Annotated in this window: 17 protein-coding genes and 1 other annotated feature; of the genes, 10 read left to right on the forward strand and 7 right to left on the reverse strand. The window is 46.3% G+C overall.

The window, feature by feature from the left end:
* The first annotated feature begins 21 nt into the window (after nt 1–21).
* On the forward strand, nt 22–645 hold the full coding sequence (locus tag Selli1_RS05085; protein WP_281872435.1) for a YbjQ family protein: 624 nt from the start codon (nt 22–24) through the stop codon (nt 643–645).
* Between the two features lie 68 nt (nt 646–713).
* On the opposite strand, the gene aroE is transcribed toward Selli1_RS05085, so the two are convergent.
* Nucleotides 714–1586, reverse strand: a complete 873-nt coding sequence (aroE, locus tag Selli1_RS05090) for a shikimate dehydrogenase (protein ID WP_281872436.1) — start codon at nt 1584–1586, stop codon at nt 714–716.
* A 93-nt stretch (nt 1587–1679) separates the two neighbouring features.
* On the opposite strand from aroE, the gene Selli1_RS05095 reads away from it, so the two are divergent.
* From Selli1_RS05095 to Selli1_RS05120, 6 genes are all read left to right on the forward strand, one after another.
* Nucleotides 1680–2198 carry a shikimate kinase gene (locus tag Selli1_RS05095; protein ID WP_281846007.1) on the forward strand — a complete coding sequence of 173 codons (519 nt, stop codon included), beginning with the start codon at nt 1680–1682 and terminating at the stop codon, nt 2196–2198.
* 23 nt (nt 2199–2221) lie between these two features.
* Nucleotides 2222–2471, forward strand: a binding site (T-box leader).
* A 151-nt stretch (nt 2472–2622) separates the two neighbouring features.
* Entirely contained in the window at nt 2623–3636 is a 1014-nt protein-coding gene (locus tag Selli1_RS05100; protein WP_191436169.1) for an ABC transporter substrate-binding protein, read from the forward strand.
* A 24-nt stretch (nt 3637–3660) separates the two neighbouring features.
* A complete protein-coding gene (locus tag Selli1_RS05105) occupies nt 3661–4542 on the forward strand; it encodes an ABC transporter permease (protein WP_087168264.1) in 882 nt (293 codons plus the stop codon).
* Entirely contained in the window at nt 4535–5308 is a 774-nt protein-coding gene (locus Selli1_RS05110) for an ABC transporter ATP-binding protein (protein ID WP_087168263.1), read from the forward strand. Before Selli1_RS05105 ends, Selli1_RS05110 begins: the two co-directional genes overlap by 8 nt.
* Nucleotides 5309–5481: 173 nt before the next feature.
* Nucleotides 5482–5985 (forward strand): dCTP deaminase/dUTPase family protein, encoded by a 504-nt coding sequence (locus Selli1_RS05115; RefSeq protein ID WP_087252792.1) that lies wholly within the window; start codon nt 5482–5484, stop codon nt 5983–5985.
* A gap of 21 nt (nt 5986–6006) precedes the next feature.
* A complete protein-coding gene (locus tag Selli1_RS05120; protein WP_281845849.1) occupies nt 6007–7248 on the forward strand; it encodes a serine hydroxymethyltransferase in 1242 nt (413 codons plus the stop codon).
* 77 nt (nt 7249–7325) lie between these two features.
* Here the strand turns inward: Selli1_RS05120 and Selli1_RS05125 are convergent, their stop codons facing one another.
* The 6 genes from Selli1_RS05125 to Selli1_RS05150 form a co-directional block, all read right to left on the reverse strand.
* Nucleotides 7326–9056 carry an ABC transporter ATP-binding protein gene (locus Selli1_RS05125; protein ID WP_204863584.1) on the reverse strand — a complete coding sequence of 577 codons (1731 nt, stop codon included), beginning with the start codon at nt 9054–9056 and terminating at the stop codon, nt 7326–7328.
* Nucleotides 9053–10828 (reverse strand): ABC transporter ATP-binding protein, encoded by a 1776-nt coding sequence (locus Selli1_RS05130; RefSeq protein ID WP_281845848.1) that lies wholly within the window; start codon nt 10826–10828, stop codon nt 9053–9055. The genes Selli1_RS05125 and Selli1_RS05130 overlap by 4 nt, the downstream gene beginning before the upstream one ends.
* Before the next feature lie 140 nt (nt 10829–10968).
* Nucleotides 10969–11586: a TetR/AcrR family transcriptional regulator gene (locus Selli1_RS05135; RefSeq protein ID WP_087168259.1), complete on the reverse strand. Its 618-nt coding sequence runs from the start codon at nt 11584–11586 to the stop codon at nt 10969–10971.
* Nucleotides 11587–11750: 164 nt separating this feature from the next.
* Nucleotides 11751–12614: a DegV family protein gene (locus Selli1_RS05140; protein WP_118635956.1), complete on the reverse strand. Its 864-nt coding sequence runs from the start codon at nt 12612–12614 to the stop codon at nt 11751–11753.
* Nucleotides 12615–12699: 85 nt separating this feature from the next.
* The gene (locus tag Selli1_RS05145) at nt 12700–14049 is read right to left on the reverse strand and encodes a spore germination protein (RefSeq protein ID WP_281845847.1); all 1350 of its coding nucleotides are present in this window, start codon (nt 14047–14049) and stop codon (nt 12700–12702) included.
* Nucleotides 14050–14169: 120 nt separating this feature from the next.
* Nucleotides 14170–15504: a sodium-dependent transporter gene (locus Selli1_RS05150; protein ID WP_087168256.1), complete on the reverse strand. Its 1335-nt coding sequence runs from the start codon at nt 15502–15504 to the stop codon at nt 14170–14172.
* A 368-nt stretch (nt 15505–15872) separates the two neighbouring features.
* On the opposite strand from Selli1_RS05150, the gene infC reads away from it, so the two are divergent.
* From infC to rplT, 3 genes are read left to right on the forward strand one after another with little or no spacing between them, the layout of a single operon-like run.
* The gene (gene infC / locus Selli1_RS05155) at nt 15873–16367 is read left to right on the forward strand and encodes a translation initiation factor IF-3 (RefSeq protein WP_087168255.1); all 495 of its coding nucleotides are present in this window, start codon (nt 15873–15875) and stop codon (nt 16365–16367) included.
* Nucleotides 16368–16401: 34 nt separating this feature from the next.
* Nucleotides 16402–16599 carry a 50S ribosomal protein L35 gene (rpmI, locus tag Selli1_RS05160; protein WP_087168254.1) on the forward strand — a complete coding sequence of 66 codons (198 nt, stop codon included), beginning with the start codon at nt 16402–16404 and terminating at the stop codon, nt 16597–16599.
* A gap of 30 nt (nt 16600–16629) precedes the next feature.
* Nucleotides 16630–16986: a 50S ribosomal protein L20 gene (gene rplT / locus Selli1_RS05165; protein WP_087168253.1), complete on the forward strand. Its 357-nt coding sequence runs from the start codon at nt 16630–16632 to the stop codon at nt 16984–16986.
* Nucleotides 16987–17122 lie beyond the last annotated feature (136 nt).

Consider the following 17122-nt stretch of genomic DNA (forward strand, 5'->3'; position numbering starts at 1 on the left):
GTTGCAAAGGAGGAAAAAGTTATGGGAAACTGTAATATCTGCGGATCCAATTTCAAAATGCTTGGAGGCGGAACAGAACCGTATACCGGATGCAGCTTCACAGTATGCAATACGTGCGGAGATCTGTTGAAAAAAATTAATCAGGCAAAAAAGAACCGGGAATCACAACAATGTATCTCCCTGTCTGTAGAACTGCTGGACCGGTGTAAAGATCCGGATACGAAATCAAAAGTCAAACAGTACACGGACGAAGCATTGGAAAGATCACAGGAGGATCTCAGTAAGGAGGGGATTGATGTTTTCTCTTTCTGTGATTCCGAGGATGCATTTCTTGCCACAACAGGATATTCGTTTGAAGGATACAGAATTGAATCCTATCTTGGAATTGTGAGCGGTGATGTTGTTCTGGGTACCGGTTTTTTCAGTGAATTTTCCATGGAATTAACGGATTTATTTGGAGAGAGGTCAACGACCGCATCTAACAAGATGAAAGAGGTAAAGCGGAATGCCTATGAGGAAATGGTAAAGAATGCAAAAAAGATCGGTGCAAATGCATTGATCGGAGTGGATTTTGATTATATTACCCTTTCCAACAATATTTTGGGAGTGTCCGCAAATGGTACGGCAGTCAGGATTGAAAAGTAAATGAGTAATAAAAAAGAGCAGATTCCATGCGAGATGATGGATCTGCTCTTTTTCGTATCGTGGAAGCGTCAGAGTGTTTCCACGCCCCATGCTTTTTTTACATCCTCAATCGGAAGTTCTTCCCCGGTATACAGGCGGAATGCTGCCGCACCCTGATAGAGAAGCATGCCAAGGCCGTTGCAGCATGGCAGTCCTTTTTCTTTGGCGTACCGAAGCAGCGTTGTCTCTTCCGGAGAGTAGATAATATCCATGACAAAGAGACTTTCATTCAGAAACTCCGGTCCGGGAATCGGACAGGCATCTGTATTCGGTTCCATGCCGATGCTGGTGGCATTGATCAGAATATCGGCACGGACAAGTTCCTGTTTCAAGACAGCAGGATCCCCGATATCCAGAAGTGAAATCTGACATCCGGTTTCTTTCCGGATTTTCTCAAGAAATGCTTCGGATTTCCAGAAGCTTGACTTTCGGACAAAAACAGATATTTCTGAAACGCCGTCCAGTGCCGCCTGTGTGATAATGGCAGTGCCGGCACCTCCGGCACCGAGGATGGCAAGATGCTTTCCTGAAACAGAAACGCCCGCCTCGGAAAGAGCCAGCATAGCGCCGCTTCCATCGGTGTTATAACCGGTCAAATGCCCGCTGTCGTTCACAATGGTATTGACTGCGCCGCAGAGACGTGCTTCTGTGGAGATTTCGTCCAGATACTGCATGACAGCAGTCTTGTTCGGCATGGAAACATTTGCTCCGCGCATCCGAAGGGTACGCATGGACTGAACAGCATCCGGAAGTGTTGTCTGGTCGATCTGAAATGCAAGATACACGTAATCCAGTCCCAGTTTCTCAAAAGCCGTGTTGTACATCAATGGGGATCTGGAATGGGACGCCGGATCGGCAAAGAAGCCTAAAAGTCCGGTATGCCCGCTGATTTGTAATGACATAGGGATTCCCTCTTTCTATCTGGTATTGATTATGGTAAGATTATAAAGAATGAGAAAAAGAAAGTCAATCTATCACGGAAGGCGGAAAACAGGATGAAGCACATATTTTTAACCGGATTTATGGGGACAGGCAAGACAACGATTTCAGGAAGTCTGAAAGAACTCCTGCATATGGATGTGATCGATATGGATCAGGCAATCGAAGACATGGAACAGATGCCGATTCCGGAGATCTTTGCACAGATGGGAGAGACCTATTTCCGGCAGTGCGAGACCGGGTTCCTGAGAAATCTGAAAGAAAGAGAAGGAACCATTATCTCCTGCGGCGGCGGTGTGCCTCTGAGGGACGAGAATGTGGAGGCCATGAAAGCGTGCGGCATTGTAGTCCTTTTGACCGCCAGCCCTGAGACGATCTATGAAAGAGTAAAGGACAGCCATGACAGGCCGCTTCTGGAACAGAACAAGACGCCGGAGTACATCCGTGAACTGCTGGATAAAAGAGAGCCATATTATAAGAGGGCGGCGGATCTGGAAGTTTCCACAGACGGAAAGAGTGCAGGGCAGATTGCAGAAGAAATAAAAAAATTTCTTGACAGCAGTAAAGCAGTGTGATAAAGTATACCCAAGATTTATATTTTAAACCGATGAGAAAGAGGAGTAGATCATCAGGCGAAATCACAGAGAGCGGCAGATGGTGGAACTGCTGTATGGAGCAGATGATTGAATGGACTTTCGAGGGCAGCCTGAAAGCCGCATGGCAAGTATGGTTTGTCGGGAACCGAACCCGTTATCAATCAGGAGTGTATGTTAGTACATGAGAAAGTGGGCATCAGATGCCAATTTGAGTGGTACCGCGATAATAAGATGATTATTACCGTCTCAAGCAGAAGCTTGGGGCGGATTTTTATTTGAAGAAAAGATTTACAGACTTCTTTGAAGGGTTCCACTTCCTTTCTTACTGACAAGGGCCGGATGTTTGGCATACAACATCCGGAAGAATCATCATATTTTATGTAGTAGAAAAGGAGAAAACAATATGAAAAAGAAAATGGTAACCGTATTATTAAGTGCAGTGATGGCAATGGGACTTCTGGCAGGATGTGGAAGCGGTGATGGAAACAGCTCGGGAGATGCGGAATATACAATTGGTATTTCCCAGTTTGCGGAGCATGGATCTCTGGATAACTGCAGAGAAGGCTTTATAGAAGGACTGAAAGAAGAAGGTATTGAAGAAGGAAAGAATCTGAAAATTGAATATAAAAACGCGGCAGCGGATCAGGGAACGACAAAACAGATCAGTGATGCATTTGTATCCGACAAAGTAGATCTGATCTGCGGAATTGCGACACCAAGTGCTCAGGCATCATTTAACTCTGCGTTGAATGCAGACATTCCTGTGATTTATACAGCTGTGACAGATCCGGTAGCTGCAAAGCTGGCTGATGAGGATGGTACTCCGGTTGGAGAAGTGACAGGAACAAGTGACGAGCTTCCGATTAAGGAGCAGCTGGAAATGATCCGTCAGATTCTTCCGGACGCGAAAAAGATCGGAATTCTCTATACAACAAGTGAAGCAAATTCCGTATCTGCGCTGGAAACATACAAAGAGCTGGCAGGAGATTATGACTTTGAGATTGTAGAAAAAGGCGTGACCCAGACAGCGGATATCTCTCTTGCAACTGAGGAGCTTTTAAGCGAAGTGGACTGTCTGACAAACTTGACGGACAATACTGTCGTCAATTCCCTTGCGACGATTCTTGACAAGGCGAACGCACAGAACATACCGGTATTTGGAAGTGAAATTGAGCAGGTAAAACTTGGATGTGTAGCAGCAGAGGGACTGGATTATATCGAACTTGGAAAGCAGACCGGAAAGATGGCGGCGCAGGTATTAAAGGGAGAAAAGAAAGCGTCCGAAATGAATTACGAGACAATTTCAGAACCTGGACTTTATGTCAATACAAAAGCAGCGGAAAATCTTGGAATTACGTTGGATGAAAGCCTGGTAAGCCAGGCGGTGGAAAGTTTCGATGAAATTTCCGCATCATAAAGGAAGAAAACGGGAGGCAGACAGATGAACCTTATTGTAACAACAGTAGAGCAGGGCCTGATTTACGGGATCCTGGCACTTGGAGTCTATATCACTTACAAGATTCTGGATTTTCCGGATCTGACCGTGGACGGCAGTTTCCCTCTGGGTTCTGCCGTGACGGCGGCTTTAATTGTCAAAGGAGTCAATCCGTATCTGACTCTGGTGATTTCCTTTGGGGCAGGAGTACTGGCAGGAGTCTGTACGGGATTGATTCATGTAAAATTCAAGGTCCGGGATCTGCTGTCCGGAATTATCATGATGACCGCGCTCTGGACGATCAATCTTCGACTTGCCGGAACAGCAAACGTGCCGATTTTTGGAGAAAAGAGTATTTTTGATAACGAGTTGATGGATGGAATTTTTACGGGATCTCTTTCTTCTTACAAAGTGTGTGTGATTTCCCTGGTGATTGCGTTGATTGCCAAAATCATTCTTGATCTGTATATGAAGACAAAATCGGGATTTCTGCTCCGGGCGGTGGGCGATAACGCAAATCTTGTGACGTCCCTTGCCAAGGATCAGGGAAATGTCAAGATCCTCGGTCTTGCTATTGCGAATGGACTTGTATGTCTCTCGGGCAGTATTTTCTGTCAGGAACAAAGAGTGTTTGAGATTTCCAGCGGTACCGGTGCGATTGTTATCGGGCTTGCAAGCGTGATTATCGGAACCAGCCTGTTCAAGAGCCTGACGTTCATGAAAGCAACCACGGCGGTTCTGATTGGTTCCGTCATCTATAAGGCCTGTGTTGCGGCAGCGCTGAAGTTCTTTGAACCGCAGGATATGAAGCTGATCACGGCAGTATTGTTCCTGATCATACTGATCATCGGAATGGAAAGAAAGAAGAAGGTAAAAGGAAATGCTTGAATTAAGAGGAATTACGAAATATTATAATCCGGGCACTATCAATGAAATGTGTCTGTTTCAGGATTTCAACCTGACTGTCCGGGAAGGAGAGTTTGTCTCTGTTGTAGGAAGCAACGGGTCCGGAAAGACTTCCATGCTGAATATTCTCTGCGGAAGTATCCCGGTGGAGTCGGGGCAGATCCTGATGGACGGTGAAGATATCACAAAAATGAAAGAATATAAAAGGAACCGTAGAATCGGAAGAGTGTATCAGAACACTGCCATGGGAACATGCCCGTCCATGACGATTCTGGAAAACATGTCTCTTGCGGACAATAAAGGAAAGTTTTATGGACTTGGAAGAGGGATCAACAAAGGACGGAAAGAGCATTACAGGGAACTGCTCCGGCAGCTCAACCTGGGACTGGAAGATAAGATGGACGTCAAAGTCGGAAGCCTTTCCGGCGGCCAGCGCCAGGCCATGGCTCTTCTGATGTCCACGATGACCCCGATAGATTTTCTGATTCTGGATGAGCATACGGCGGCGCTGGATCCGAAGACGGCGGAGACCATTATGGAACTGACCGATAAGATTGTAAAAGAAAAGCAGCTTACGACCATCATGGTCACACATAATCTCCGGTATGCGGTAGAATACGGCAACAGGATGCTGATGATGCATCAGGGACGCTGTATTCTTGACAGATCAGGGAAAGAAAAAGAGGAGACAACAGTCGATACGATTCTGGAACTCTTTAATGAGATCAGTATTGAATGTGGAAATTAGAATAAACCAGGAAAAAGGATCAGAAGCAGAAGATTTGTTTTTGATCTTTTTTTTATTGTAGAATATTCAAAGGAGCACCCGGAATTCAGAATTGAATTTGACTTTCTGCGTTCAGAATAGTATGATGAAATTAATGCAAAACTTGTAAAATAAGGCAGAAAAAGGAGAACACGATGAAAAGAATCGCGAAATTTCAGAAAGTAAGTAAAGAACAGTTCCTGGAGGGGACAGAGGGGATTCTGACCGCAGAGGAGGCAGAGAAGGTGTATGAAGAGATCAGGCTTCCGAGAAGGGCAACAAAAGGCTCTGCGGGATATGACTTCTTCGCCCCGTATCCGGTCACGCTTGCACCGGGAGAGACGGTGAAAATCCCGACCGGCATCCGTGTCTGGATGGAGGAGGAATGGGTGCTGAAATGTTATCCGAGAAGCGGCCTTGGGTTCAAGTACCGCCTTCAGCTCAACAATACGGTCGGTATCATTGACAGTGATTATTACTACTCAGACAATGAAGGGCATATTTTCGCAAAACTGACCAATGATACCAATGAGGGAAAAACTGTGGAGCTGAAAGCAGGAGAAGGATTTATGCAGGGAATCTTTGTGGAATATGGCATCACCCTCGATGACGATGCTGACGGCATCAGAAATGGAGGTTTGGGCAGTACAACAAAATAAGAAGGAGGATGTGTAATGAATCTGGTACAGGAAGTCATGGATTATATCAGTCAGTATGATCCGGAAGTGGGAAAGGGACTGGAAGCGGAGCTGGCACGTCAGAGGAGAAATCTGGAGCTGATTGCGTCGGAGAATATTGTAAGTCCGACGGTCATGCTTGCGATGGGAACAGTGCCGACCAATAAGTACGCGGAAGGATATCCGGGAAGACGCTATTATGGCGGATGCGAACATGTAGACGAGATTGAGACACTGGCAATCGAACGGGCCAGGAAGCTGTTTGGGGCGGAACATGCCTGTGTACAGCCTCATTCCGGTGCACAGGCCAATATGGCGGTTTATCAGGCATTTATTCAGCCGGGGGATACGGTGATGGGGATGAACCTGAATCATGGCGGGCATCTGACCCATGGTTCTCCGGTCAACCAGTCCGGAAAGCTTTATCATTTTGTACCATACAATGTCGGTGAGGATGGTTTTCTTGATTACGATGAGATCCGCAAAATTGCAAAAGAATGTAAACCGAAGATGATTGTAGCAGGTGCGTCCGCCTATCCAAGAGAGATTCGTTTTGATCTGTTTGCGGACATTGCAAAAGAAGTGGGCGCATACCTCTTTGTCGATATGGCGCATATTGCAGGGCTTGTTGCAGCGGGACTTCACCAGAGCCCGGTTCCATATGCGGATGTGGTGTCCACCACGACTCATAAGACATTAAGAGGCCCGAGGGGAGGTCTGATCCTCTGCAAGGAAGAATATGCAAAGCAGGTGGACAAGGCTGTATTCCCGGGCACACAGGGCGGACCTCTGGAACATGTGATTGCGGCAAAGGCCATCTGCTTTGGTGAGGCGCTGAAGCCGGAGTTCAGGAACTATCAGGAACAGATCGTGAAGAATGCCCATGCTCTTGCGGAGGCCATGCTGGAAGAGGGATTTGACCTCGTAAGCGGCGGCACGGACAATCATCTGATGCTGGTGGATTTAAGAAAGATGAATCTGACCGGAAAAGAGATGCAGAACCGGCTGGATGAAGTGTATATTACAGTCAATAAGAACGGAATCCCGAACGACCCGCAGAAACCGGGGATCACAAGCGGTATCCGGATCGGTACGCCGGCAGTGACAACACGGGGATTGAAAGAACCGGAAATGAAAGAGATCGCAGGGCTGATTCGTCTTGCAGCAGTTGATTTTGAAAAGAACGCGGATCAGATCCGCAGGGCGGTGACCGACATCTGCGGCAGATATCCGATCTATCAATAACAGATGAATCCGCAAATCATATCAGGCGGACAGCATACCGTTAACGGGTATGCTGTCCGTTTTAAATATGTGGTTGATTACAGCTTCCAACTCTGACTGATGTCCTGCAGTCCTGCCATATGAGGGTAGATAGTGCCGGACTGAAGAAGTTCTTTTGGAGTTCCCTGTTCCGCAACAGTTCCTTCGGAAAGAACCACGACCTTGTCGGCACCGCTTACTGTCCGCATACGGTGTGCAATGACGAGAACAGTTTTCTCTTTGATCAGACGGGAAAGAGCGCTTTGAATCAGCGTTTCGTTCTCGACGTCCAGACTTGCGGTGGCCTCGTCCAGAAGAATGATCGGGGCGTCTTTCAGAAAGGCCCGTGCGATGGAGATACGCTGCCGTTCACCGCCGGAAAGTTCGCATCCATTTTCTCCGATCATGCTGTTGTAACCGTCCGGAAGCCGGAGAGCAAACTCTTCACAGTTTGCCAGTCTTGCGGCAGCCAGGACTTCAGCGTCTGTGGCGTCTTTTCGTCCGATCCGGATATTCTCCATGATTGTATTATTAAACAGGGTCACGTCCTGAAAGACGATGGAGTAAAAGGAAAGCAGTGTTTCCGGATCCACTTTGGAGATGTCCATACCTCCCACGGTGATGGTTCCACGCTGAATATCCCAGAAACGGGCAGCCAGACGGGAGACGGTTGTCTTGCCGCCGCCGGACGGGCCGACCAGGGCAGTAACTTCCCCCTGCTTTGCAGTGAAGGATACGTCTTTTAAAATGGTTTCTCCGGTATTGTAGGAGAAGCCTACATGATCGAAGCGGATATCATATCCTTTGTTGGTCAGGTCTTTGCTTCCGGTCTGTACCGGGTGATCGAGAATCTCGTTCATACGGCTGATATTTGTCCTGCTGGAAATGACGGCGGCCAGATTCTGGAGTGCGCCTTCCAGCGGAGAGTAAATACGGGATACTACAAGCAGAAACATAAAAAACAGAGGAATATCGATCTCCCCGCGGATCAGAAGCACGGATCCGGTCAGAGCGGTGGTGGCGATTCCAAATTTCAGAATCAGGGTGGAAGATACGACAAAAAGGGCGGTGCCAAGCTCCGTTACAATATGGCGTTTTTCCGACTCGTCGATTTTTCGGTACAGACCGGTAAGATAGCGGTGCTCTGCGTTATATGCTTTCAGATCCTGCATACTTTCGATACATTCCTGGACGCCCTTCTCCAGTGCAACGTTGGCAGCCACCGCTTTCCGGTTGAAATATTCCTGAATCCGGGCAGAAAAGAGAGTAATGGCAAAGGCAACAGGAAGGACCCAGATCGCGGCAAGGGCCATTTTTACATTGAAAAACAGCAGGCAGACCGCAACGAGGGTGGTTGAAATCAAGGATCCGAACAGGGCGGGCACATAGTGGGAAAACGTAGTCTCCAAGGTGGCACAGTCTCCCATGATGGAATTGGTCAGATCGGCGAGATCTTTTTTTCCGAAGAAGGAGAGGGGGATCTTCCGGAGCTGTTCGGCCAGCGAGATCCGCCGCACACCGCTTTCCACATAGGTTGCCAGATAAGTGGCATTATACTGAAACCAGGTGACGACAAAAATCAGAACCAGGCATGCGGCACATCCTGCCAGATAAAAGAGGATCCGGCTGCCGTTTACGCCTCCGGCCATCATGTCAAGCACAAACTGGTATAAAAGTCCGACCGGAAACATAAAGGAAAGATCCTGCAGGACACAGGCCAGACAACCTTTGATCAGGTCAATGGCTCCCTGACGGGATAATGCAAATCGTCTTTGTAATTTCTGAATCATACGTTCTCCTCCTTTTCGATTTTCCATTCCGCCGCTTCGGAATAGTTCCGCCACATATGGGCAAACAGTCCGTTTTTTTGAAGCAGTTCTGCGTGAGTGCCGCTTTCCGTGATTTTCCCATCCTGCATGACATAAATACAGTCTGCTCCGGTGATGGAAGAAAGCCGATGGGCAATCATGAGCACGGTCTTGCCTCTGGAGAGTGTGGAGAGTGCCTGCTGTACACGGACTTCGTTATCGGGATCCGCAAATGCGGTGGCCTCATCCAGGATCAGGACAGGCGCGTTTTTCAAAATCGCCCGGGCAATGGCGATCCGCTGCTGTTCACCGCCGGACAGGTAGATGCCGTCCGCACCGATGACCGTGTCAATGCCGTCCGGAAGCTTTTCGATGATATCCATACACTGGGCGGCTTCCAGTGCCTGAAATACCTCCTGCCGGGAAGCATCAGGCCTTGCCATCCGGACATTTTCCAGAATGGAGGACTTGATCAGCCGACTGTTCTGAAAGACAAAGGATACCTGATTCATCAGATCTTCTTTTGAAATCTGCCGGATATCCACATCTCCGATCAGCACCCGGCCTTTCTGAGGATCAAAGAATCTGGCAGCGATGCCGGCAAGCGTTGTTTTGCCGCCGCCGGAAGGACCAACCAGGGCGGCGACCTGCCCGGATGGAATGGACAGGGAAAGGTCGCTGAGAGCATCTTTCTGGCCGTCGTAACTGAATGTCACATGTTCCAGAGTGATAGAATGGCTGGAAGGGATTGTATGGGCAGCACTTTCGGCAAGGGGCTTTTCATCTAGGATGGTATCGATGCGGGAGAGGGCGTCCGTGACAATCATTGCATCTTCACTCATGAACATGATTTTGGTCAGGGTCGTTCCGATTACCGGCGTAATAATAATATAGAAAATCAGATTCAGAAGAAGGTCGTTTGAGACGCCGTTTCTGGACAGAAAGATTCCGCCTGCAATCAAAAAGGCAAAGACGCCGTTGATGGCTGTGGTATAAAACATCATTGGAAGCCGCAGCGTCTTCGTATAGGCGATCACCCATTTCTCATAGTTGTCAATGGAAGCTTTGAACCGTTTGAAGGAATAGACACTCTGGCCAAAGGTCTTGACAACAGGAATACCGCGGACGTACTCTACCGCTTCATTGGACATGTCTGAGAGGGCGTTTTGATACTCTTTCATTTTTGCCTCCATATCCGGCCCGGTCATTCTCATCATAATCAGAAAGCCGAGTATGACAGGGATGAGACTTAAAAGCCCGAGACGCCAGTCAAATACGAGAAGCAGAAAGAGAAGACCAACGGGAGTTGCAATGGCTCCGGCCTTGTCCGGAAGACGGTGGGCAAGATATGTCTCCGCGGCGGCGCTGGATGTGTTGACAATTCGGCGGAGTTTTCCGCTGCCGTATTTTTCGATGGTGCCAAGCGGGAGAGAAGCAATATGGCGCAGGAGCTCTTTCCGGATGTTGGAAGCAATCCGGAATGCGCTAAGATGAGAACACATCAGCGCAGCAATGTAGACCAGAACAGAAAGTACTGCAAAAAGCACAGCACTCCAGCCATAGGACGCTGTCTGGTCTGCCCTGAAAAAATCAGGGGCTGCTTCCAGAAGATCATGGATGATACGCCAGATGTACCAGAAAGGGACAAGTGCCAGAAGCGCACTGACCACTGACAAAATCCATGAAAGCCATGTCAGGATTTTGTGACCGCCGGCATAGGACAAAAGCCGCGATAAATTTGACTGTTTTTTCATGATAAACCTCCTTATAAAAAGTGTCGGATGCTGTCCGAATACCTGCCAAGCCCGGCCGGAACATACAGGAACGGAGAAGCAGCCGGAGTCCGCTATAAAAAAGTTAGCACAAACTAACCTCTGGATAAAAATTACAGGGCTTACTGCCCCATAATCTTCAGCCATCCTGCAGTATAAAATTCCCGCATCTCTTCGAGATAGTTTTCCGCTTTTGGAAGCGGCATTTCATGGATAATAAGCTCAAAAAAAGCATTAAACATTCCGGTCACAAGGATGTGTTCCAGATGCTCATCAATCGGCGGTGCGGGTCTTCCAAGTGACTTCAGCACATTCAGATAGTCATGAGTCGCCTGAAGCTCGATTCTTACCATTTCATCAATCATACCGGCAAAGCGTGTGCCTGTGGAATGACAGAGAATCAATTTGAACTCCTTCAGATGAGAATAGGCATACAAAAGCATCTCGCGCATACATGAGCCGGACGTGATGCCTACCTGATCAGGCTGAGCTTCCGCCGGAAGAGAAGCGAATTCCTGTTGAGCGCTGCAGAAGCAGTTCATGAAATACTCATACTGTTCTCCGACGAGAGCTTCGAACAGAGCTTCCTTACTGGAAAAATATCCGTAAAAGGCTCCGGTGGTTACACCAGCCTGTTTTACGATATTCCTAAGAGAAGCTGATTGAAATCCCTTTTCCAGGAATTCGTCCATTGCTGCTGTCAGGATAGCCTGCAATGTGTCTGGTTTTGTTTCATTCATGCGGATCCCCTTTATATAACACTGCTATATATCACTGTTATATTACAAAAGAAATGAAAAGATGTCAATAGAATAGTAGGATTTTCCTGAGAATAAACAGAAGATAGATTGAGAAAATGTGCCCGAAAAAGGACTCTGCATTCATGCAGAGTCCCGTAAAAATGTTATCTTTTATTTCCCATGCAGAACGTGGCAACAACGCCAGGACCGGTATGGCTTCCGATAACAGTCCCGATGACATTGATCAGAATATTATCAATTCCGTATTTTTCCCGGATCAGACCGGCAACATACTGGGCGTCTTCTTCACAGTCGCCATGTGTGATCATGACAATTTCATTGTCCCAGCCCTTCATCTGCTCCTCCATGATATCGACGATCTTGTGCAGGGAGCGCTTGCGTCCCCGTTCTTTTCCGATGACACTGAGTTTTCCTTCATTGTCCATGTGGATCATAGGCTTGATCTTTACCATGGTTCCAAGGACGGCGGTAGCTTTGGAAACACGGCCTCCCCGGTGCAGATGGTTCAGATCATCCACTGTAACATTGTGGCAGACGTGAAGCTTGTTCTCCTCTGCCCAGGCCACGATCTCATCGTAAGTTTTCCCTTCTTTTTTAAGCTTCAGAACATAGTAGAGAAGCAGTGCTTCGCCAAGACATGCACAAAGAGAATCGATCACGGTGATCCGTGCTTCAGGATAGTCTTCCATCAGATCCTGCGCGGCCATCCGTTCACTGTTCAGGCTTCCGCTTAATCCGGAAGAAAATCCGATGTGGATAATATCTTTGCCTTCTTTTATGATAGGTTCAAACAGTTCCCTTGCCTGACCTGGTGTCACCTGGGACGTAGTCGGAAGAGAACCTCTTCTGATGCGGTCAAAAAATTCTTTTTTTGAAATCCCCTCCATATCCGGATAGGTTTCGCCGTCAATGGTATATGATAATTTCAGCGTCGGAATATTACGCTCTTCCAGCCATTCTTTTGGAAGATCGACGGTGCTGTCCGTAGTAATAACAAACTCTCTCATTGCTGTAACCTCCTCATCCTGCTTTTTACTTATCATACCATTTTTCAAGGCATGAAGCAAAAGATTTTATGCTGGAGGCTGTAATTTAATTCCTGCGGATATTCAGATAGCTTCGTCCGGAAACCGTACGGTTAAAACAGATGGAACACACGATAATGATGCACCCCGCCGCAAAACCGATCCAGTCAAATAAGGCCGTGAGCGTGAGAAGAAGAAGGCGCATGAATTTTAATGCATACCCCAGTTCAAAATTGGGCTGGGTATAGTTTGCCACAGCAACAAAGGCCATGTAAAGCATGATTTCGGAATTAAACCATCCGGATTGAACGGAAAATTCCCCCATCACAATACCGGCGATAACACTGAGAGGAGTACTGAGCATGCTGGGTGTGTTGAGAGCTGCCAGCCGCAGTCCGTCAATGGAAAGCTCCAGCAGCAGAAGCTGAAAGTACAAGGGGATATTTACAGTAGACCTCACAAGCACAAAATCGAAAATTTCCGGTATCCACTGCGGATTCTGCATAAAAAGCAGGAAAAGTGGCGTGAGAAAAATGGTCATCAGAGTAATCAGACCGCGGGAAATCTTCAGATAAATCCCGGTCAGTGTTGGAAAATAATAATCGTTTGCCTCCTCGATCATATCAAAGATAGATGTCGGCAGAATCATCGCGGAAGGAGAGGTATCTACAAGCAGAATGATTTTTCCCTCCAGAAGACAGGCGGCAGCAGTATCCGGACGCTCTGTATACTTGAACTTCGGAAATGGATTATACCACTTTCTTTTAAAGAGAAGCTCGGCAAGACTCTGCTGATTCATTTTCAGATCTTCTTCCTGCATTGATTCCAGTTTTTGTGTAAGAAGTGAAAGCAGGTTCTGATCTACCCGGTCAGACATATAGCAAAGAGCGACATCTGTCCGGGAAGACTTCCCGATTTCTGTCATTTTCATAGTCAGATGCGGATCGCGAATCCTTCTTCTCATTAATGCGGTGTTAAAGACAATTGTTTCTACAAATCCATCTCTGGATCCCCGGAGTGATTTGTCCTGTGCGGGTTCGTCCACACTTCTGGAAGGATAGGTTCTGCAGTCAATGGCAATGCAGGATTCAAAGCCGTCTACAAAAAGACAGGAGACTCCGGATAAAATATTCTTTATAATTTCATCATATTCTGAAAAAGTATCGATTTCTACATACGAGATCATTGTTCTGGAAAGCTCGGTCGCCGTTTTCGGCATTTCTTCCGGTGTGAGTTTAAAGAGCGTATCCATAACTTTGGACATGACTTCATCTTTCATAAATCCATCGATAAAGAAAAAGCAGCTTTCACGTCCGCCGATGATCATATCGCGTTCTATAATGTCAAAGCTTTCTTTTACCGGAAGGATTTCATTAATATAAGAAATATTTTCCTGTATCATCTTGGAAATCTTCATTAGACTGTTCCTCCGTTTTTCCTGTTTCAGTATGGAGTTTTTCCGAAATGGAGAAAAAGTATGCAAAAAAGCGGGCACAGTATCGAATAATACTGTGCCCGCCAAAGAACTCTTTTTAAACTATACCCAGTGAAATACGGAGCTTAGCAGGATTGCGACAAGGAAAAGCGGAGCGATCCATTTAATCATGACAGAGAAAAGCTTTTCGCTTTTGAATGTTCTGCTGCTCAGACGTACTTCTTCGCCGATAGCCTCCGGTTTGATAAAGAAACCTACAAAAATGCAGGTGAAAAAGGCTACAACAGGCATCATCACGCTGTTGCTGATAAAATCCATGAAGTCCAGAATCGAAAGATTCAGAATTTTGACGAAGCTTAACGGCCCAAATCCCATAGAAGAAGGAGCGCCGAGAATCAGTGCGCATACGGCTACGGTAAGCGCTGAACGTTTCCGGGTCCAGTGCAGTCTGTCGCAGATAATCGAGACAATCGTTTCCATCAGGGAGATGGAAGAAGTCAGTGCGGCAAACAATACAAGGAGGAAAAATACAGCTCCGATCAACTCTCCGAAAGGCATGTTTGCAAATACTTTTGGAAGTGTGACAAACATCAGGCCGGGACCTGTCTGAAGAGCGTCCTTGCCGGAAAAGACGAATACAGCAGGGATAATCATGAGACCGGCAAGAAACGCAAAGCCGGTGTCAAAAATTTCGATCTGCCGTACGGAAGATTCCAGGTTATTGTCTTTCTGCATGTAGGAGCCATATGTTACCATGATTCCCATGGCAAGGGACATAGAGTAAAACAGCTGTCCCATGGCAGCGAGGACGGTTTTGGTTGAAAAATCTTTCAGGTTCGGTTTCAGATAGTAGGCGACGCCTTCACCGGCTCCTGGCAGTGTGATGCAGTATACCGCAATTCCGACTGTCAGGATTACGAGTACAGGCATCATAAACTTGCTGACCTTTTCGATTCCTTTTTCCACGCCCAGAAGGACAATAACAGCTGTGGCGGCGAGAAAAAGAAAAAACCAGCCCAGCGGCTCGACAGGAGAAGCGATAAAATCAGTATAATAGGTATCGGCTGCAGCTGACTTTCCTCCTCCTGTCAAAAAGACTGCAAGATATTTTGTAACCCATCCGCCGATTACGGAATAATAAGGAAAGATGATGATCGGCACAAGGGATGCCAGAATTCCGAGAAACCCAAAACGATGATCCAGTTTTTTGAATGCACCAATGGCACTTAATCCGGTTTTTCGTCCGATGGCGATTTCCGCAAGCATCAGAGAAAAACCAAAAGTGACAGTAAGAATCAGATAAACCAGAAGGAAAGTTCCCCCGCCGTATTGTGCTGCCAGATAGGGAAAACGCCAGATATTCCCAAGACCTACAGCAGATCCGGCCGCAGCAAGAACAAAGCCGAGCCTGCTGGAAAAATTACTTCTTTCTTTCATTTGTACCCCCAAATTCCCAACAATTTATTTTTTTATCACTTTAAAGTGAGTGTGTATATTATGTCACAGAGACGTGTAAAAAACAAGAGAAAAATAGAAAGATCAGATTTCCAAAAAAAAAGTATTTGACAGAAAAAGAAAGCTGTGCTAGAATAACAGCTGTGTGAAAAGAAAGCAGAGTATCCACTCTCACCGCAGCACGAAAGAGTGACTGATGGTTTGATATAGAATTACAATCGTTATCTCTATATTTTATATCAGAGAGCCCGGTTTGTAAAGATAGATCATGTGGATAGTCTGTGCTATCCATTTTTTTATGGCAAGGAATGAGTATTCAAACATGGAGGTGTACAACAATTAGCGATTTAATGATTAACGAACAGATCCGCGACAGAGAAGTGCGGCTGATCGGACAGGATGGAGAACAATTAGGAATTATGTCTGCAAGAGAAGCGCAGAAGATCGCGCAGGAAGCCGAGCTTGATCTCGTGAAGATTGCTCCAACAGCAAAGCCGCCGGTATGCAAGATTATCGATTACGGCAAATACAAATACGAGCAGACAAGAAAAGAAAAAGAGGCAAAGAAAAAGCAGAAGACTGTAGATGTAAAAGAAGTTCGATTATCTCCAAATATTGATACGAATGACTTGAACACGAAAGTAAACAATGCAAGGAAGTTTATCCAGAAAGGGAATAAGGTAAAAGTTACACTTCGTTTCCGCGGACGTGAAATGGCTCATATGCAGCAGAGCAAACATATTCTGGATGATTTTGCGGAACACCTGAAAGAGATTGCGGTTGTAGAAAAGCCGGCAAAGCTGGAAGGAAGAAGCATGAGCATGGTTTTAACTGAAAAACGTTAAAAATAAATTTTATAATTTAAGGAGGATCATTATTATGCCAAAAATTAAAACAAATAGAGCAGCTGCAAAGCGCTTTAAAAAAACAGCAACAGGACAGTTAAAGAGAAATAAAGCTTACAAGAGCCATATCTTAACAAAGAAATCTACTAAGAGAAAAAGAAATCTTAGAAAATCTATCATTACTGATTCTACAAATGTAAAGAACATGAAGAAAGTATTACCATACTTATAAGAGTTGGAAGAATAGAAGGAGGAGTAAGACATGGCAAGAATTAAAGGCGGAATGAACGCAAAGAAGAAACATAATAGAGTATTAAAACTGGCGAAAGGATACAGAGGAGCACGTTCCAAACAGTACAGAGTTGCAAAACAGTCTGTTATGAGAGCTCTTGCAAGCTCCTACGCAGGACGTAAGCAGAGAAAACGTCAGATGCGTCAGCTCTGGATCGCTCGTATCAACGCGGCAGCAAGAATGAACGGATTATCCTACAGCAAGATGATGCATGGATTAAAGGTTGCAGGTGTAGAGATCAACAGAAAGATCCTTGCGGATATGGCAATCAACGATGCGGAAGGATTTACAGCATTAGCAGAACTTGCAAAAGCAAATCAGGCTTAAGATAGAACTGGAAAAACAGAGGAAACCTCCTCTGTTTTTTTTGATGCCTGAAAATGTGGTTCCGAGACTGGCTGTATCCGGCTTGCAGGATATGAATAATAAACTGAAATTATGAAATAATAAGAATATATCATTT

Source organism: Sellimonas catena (assembly GCF_027924685.1).
Taxonomy (GTDB): Bacteria; Bacillota; Clostridia; order Lachnospirales; family Lachnospiraceae; genus Sellimonas; species Sellimonas catena.

Excerpts from the sequence above, each read along its gene's own strand:
- Selli1_RS05135 (WP_087168259.1), bottom strand. The coding sequence starts at position 11,586 with ATGAATGAAACAAAACCAGACACATTGCAGGCTATCCTGACAGCAGCA.
- Selli1_RS05105 (WP_087168264.1), top strand. The coding sequence starts at position 3,661 with ATGAACCTTATTGTAACAACAGTAGAGCAGGGCCTGATTTACGGGATC.
- Selli1_RS05130 (WP_281845848.1), bottom strand. The coding sequence starts at position 10,828 with ATGAAAAAACAGTCAAATTTATCGCGGCTTTTGTCCTATGCCGGCGGT.
- Selli1_RS05140 (WP_118635956.1), bottom strand. The coding sequence starts at position 12,614 with ATGAGAGAGTTTGTTATTACTACGGACAGCACCGTCGATCTTCCAAAA.
- Selli1_RS05125 (WP_204863584.1), bottom strand. The coding sequence starts at position 9,056 with ATGATTCAGAAATTACAAAGACGATTTGCATTATCCCGTCAGGGAGCC.
- Selli1_RS05110 (WP_087168263.1), top strand. The coding sequence starts at position 4,535 with ATGCTTGAATTAAGAGGAATTACGAAATATTATAATCCGGGCACTATC.
- Selli1_RS05115 (WP_087252792.1), top strand. The coding sequence starts at position 5,482 with ATGAAAAGAATCGCGAAATTTCAGAAAGTAAGTAAAGAACAGTTCCTG.
- aroE (WP_281872436.1), bottom strand. The coding sequence starts at position 1,586 with ATGTCATTACAAATCAGCGGGCATACCGGACTTTTAGGCTTCTTTGCC.
- rplT (WP_087168253.1), top strand. The coding sequence starts at position 16,630 with ATGGCAAGAATTAAAGGCGGAATGAACGCAAAGAAGAAACATAATAGA.
- Selli1_RS05100 (WP_191436169.1), top strand. The coding sequence starts at position 2,623 with ATGAAAAAGAAAATGGTAACCGTATTATTAAGTGCAGTGATGGCAATG.
- rpmI (WP_087168254.1), top strand. The coding sequence starts at position 16,402 with ATGCCAAAAATTAAAACAAATAGAGCAGCTGCAAAGCGCTTTAAAAAA.
- Selli1_RS05150 (WP_087168256.1), bottom strand. The coding sequence starts at position 15,504 with ATGAAAGAAAGAAGTAATTTTTCCAGCAGGCTCGGCTTTGTTCTTGCT.
- Selli1_RS05095 (WP_281846007.1), top strand. The coding sequence starts at position 1,680 with ATGAAGCACATATTTTTAACCGGATTTATGGGGACAGGCAAGACAACG.
- infC (WP_087168255.1), top strand. The coding sequence starts at position 15,873 with ATGATTAACGAACAGATCCGCGACAGAGAAGTGCGGCTGATCGGACAG.
- Selli1_RS05145 (WP_281845847.1), bottom strand. The coding sequence starts at position 14,049 with ATGAAGATTTCCAAGATGATACAGGAAAATATTTCTTATATTAATGAA.
- Selli1_RS05085 (WP_281872435.1), top strand. The coding sequence starts at position 22 with ATGGGAAACTGTAATATCTGCGGATCCAATTTCAAAATGCTTGGAGGC.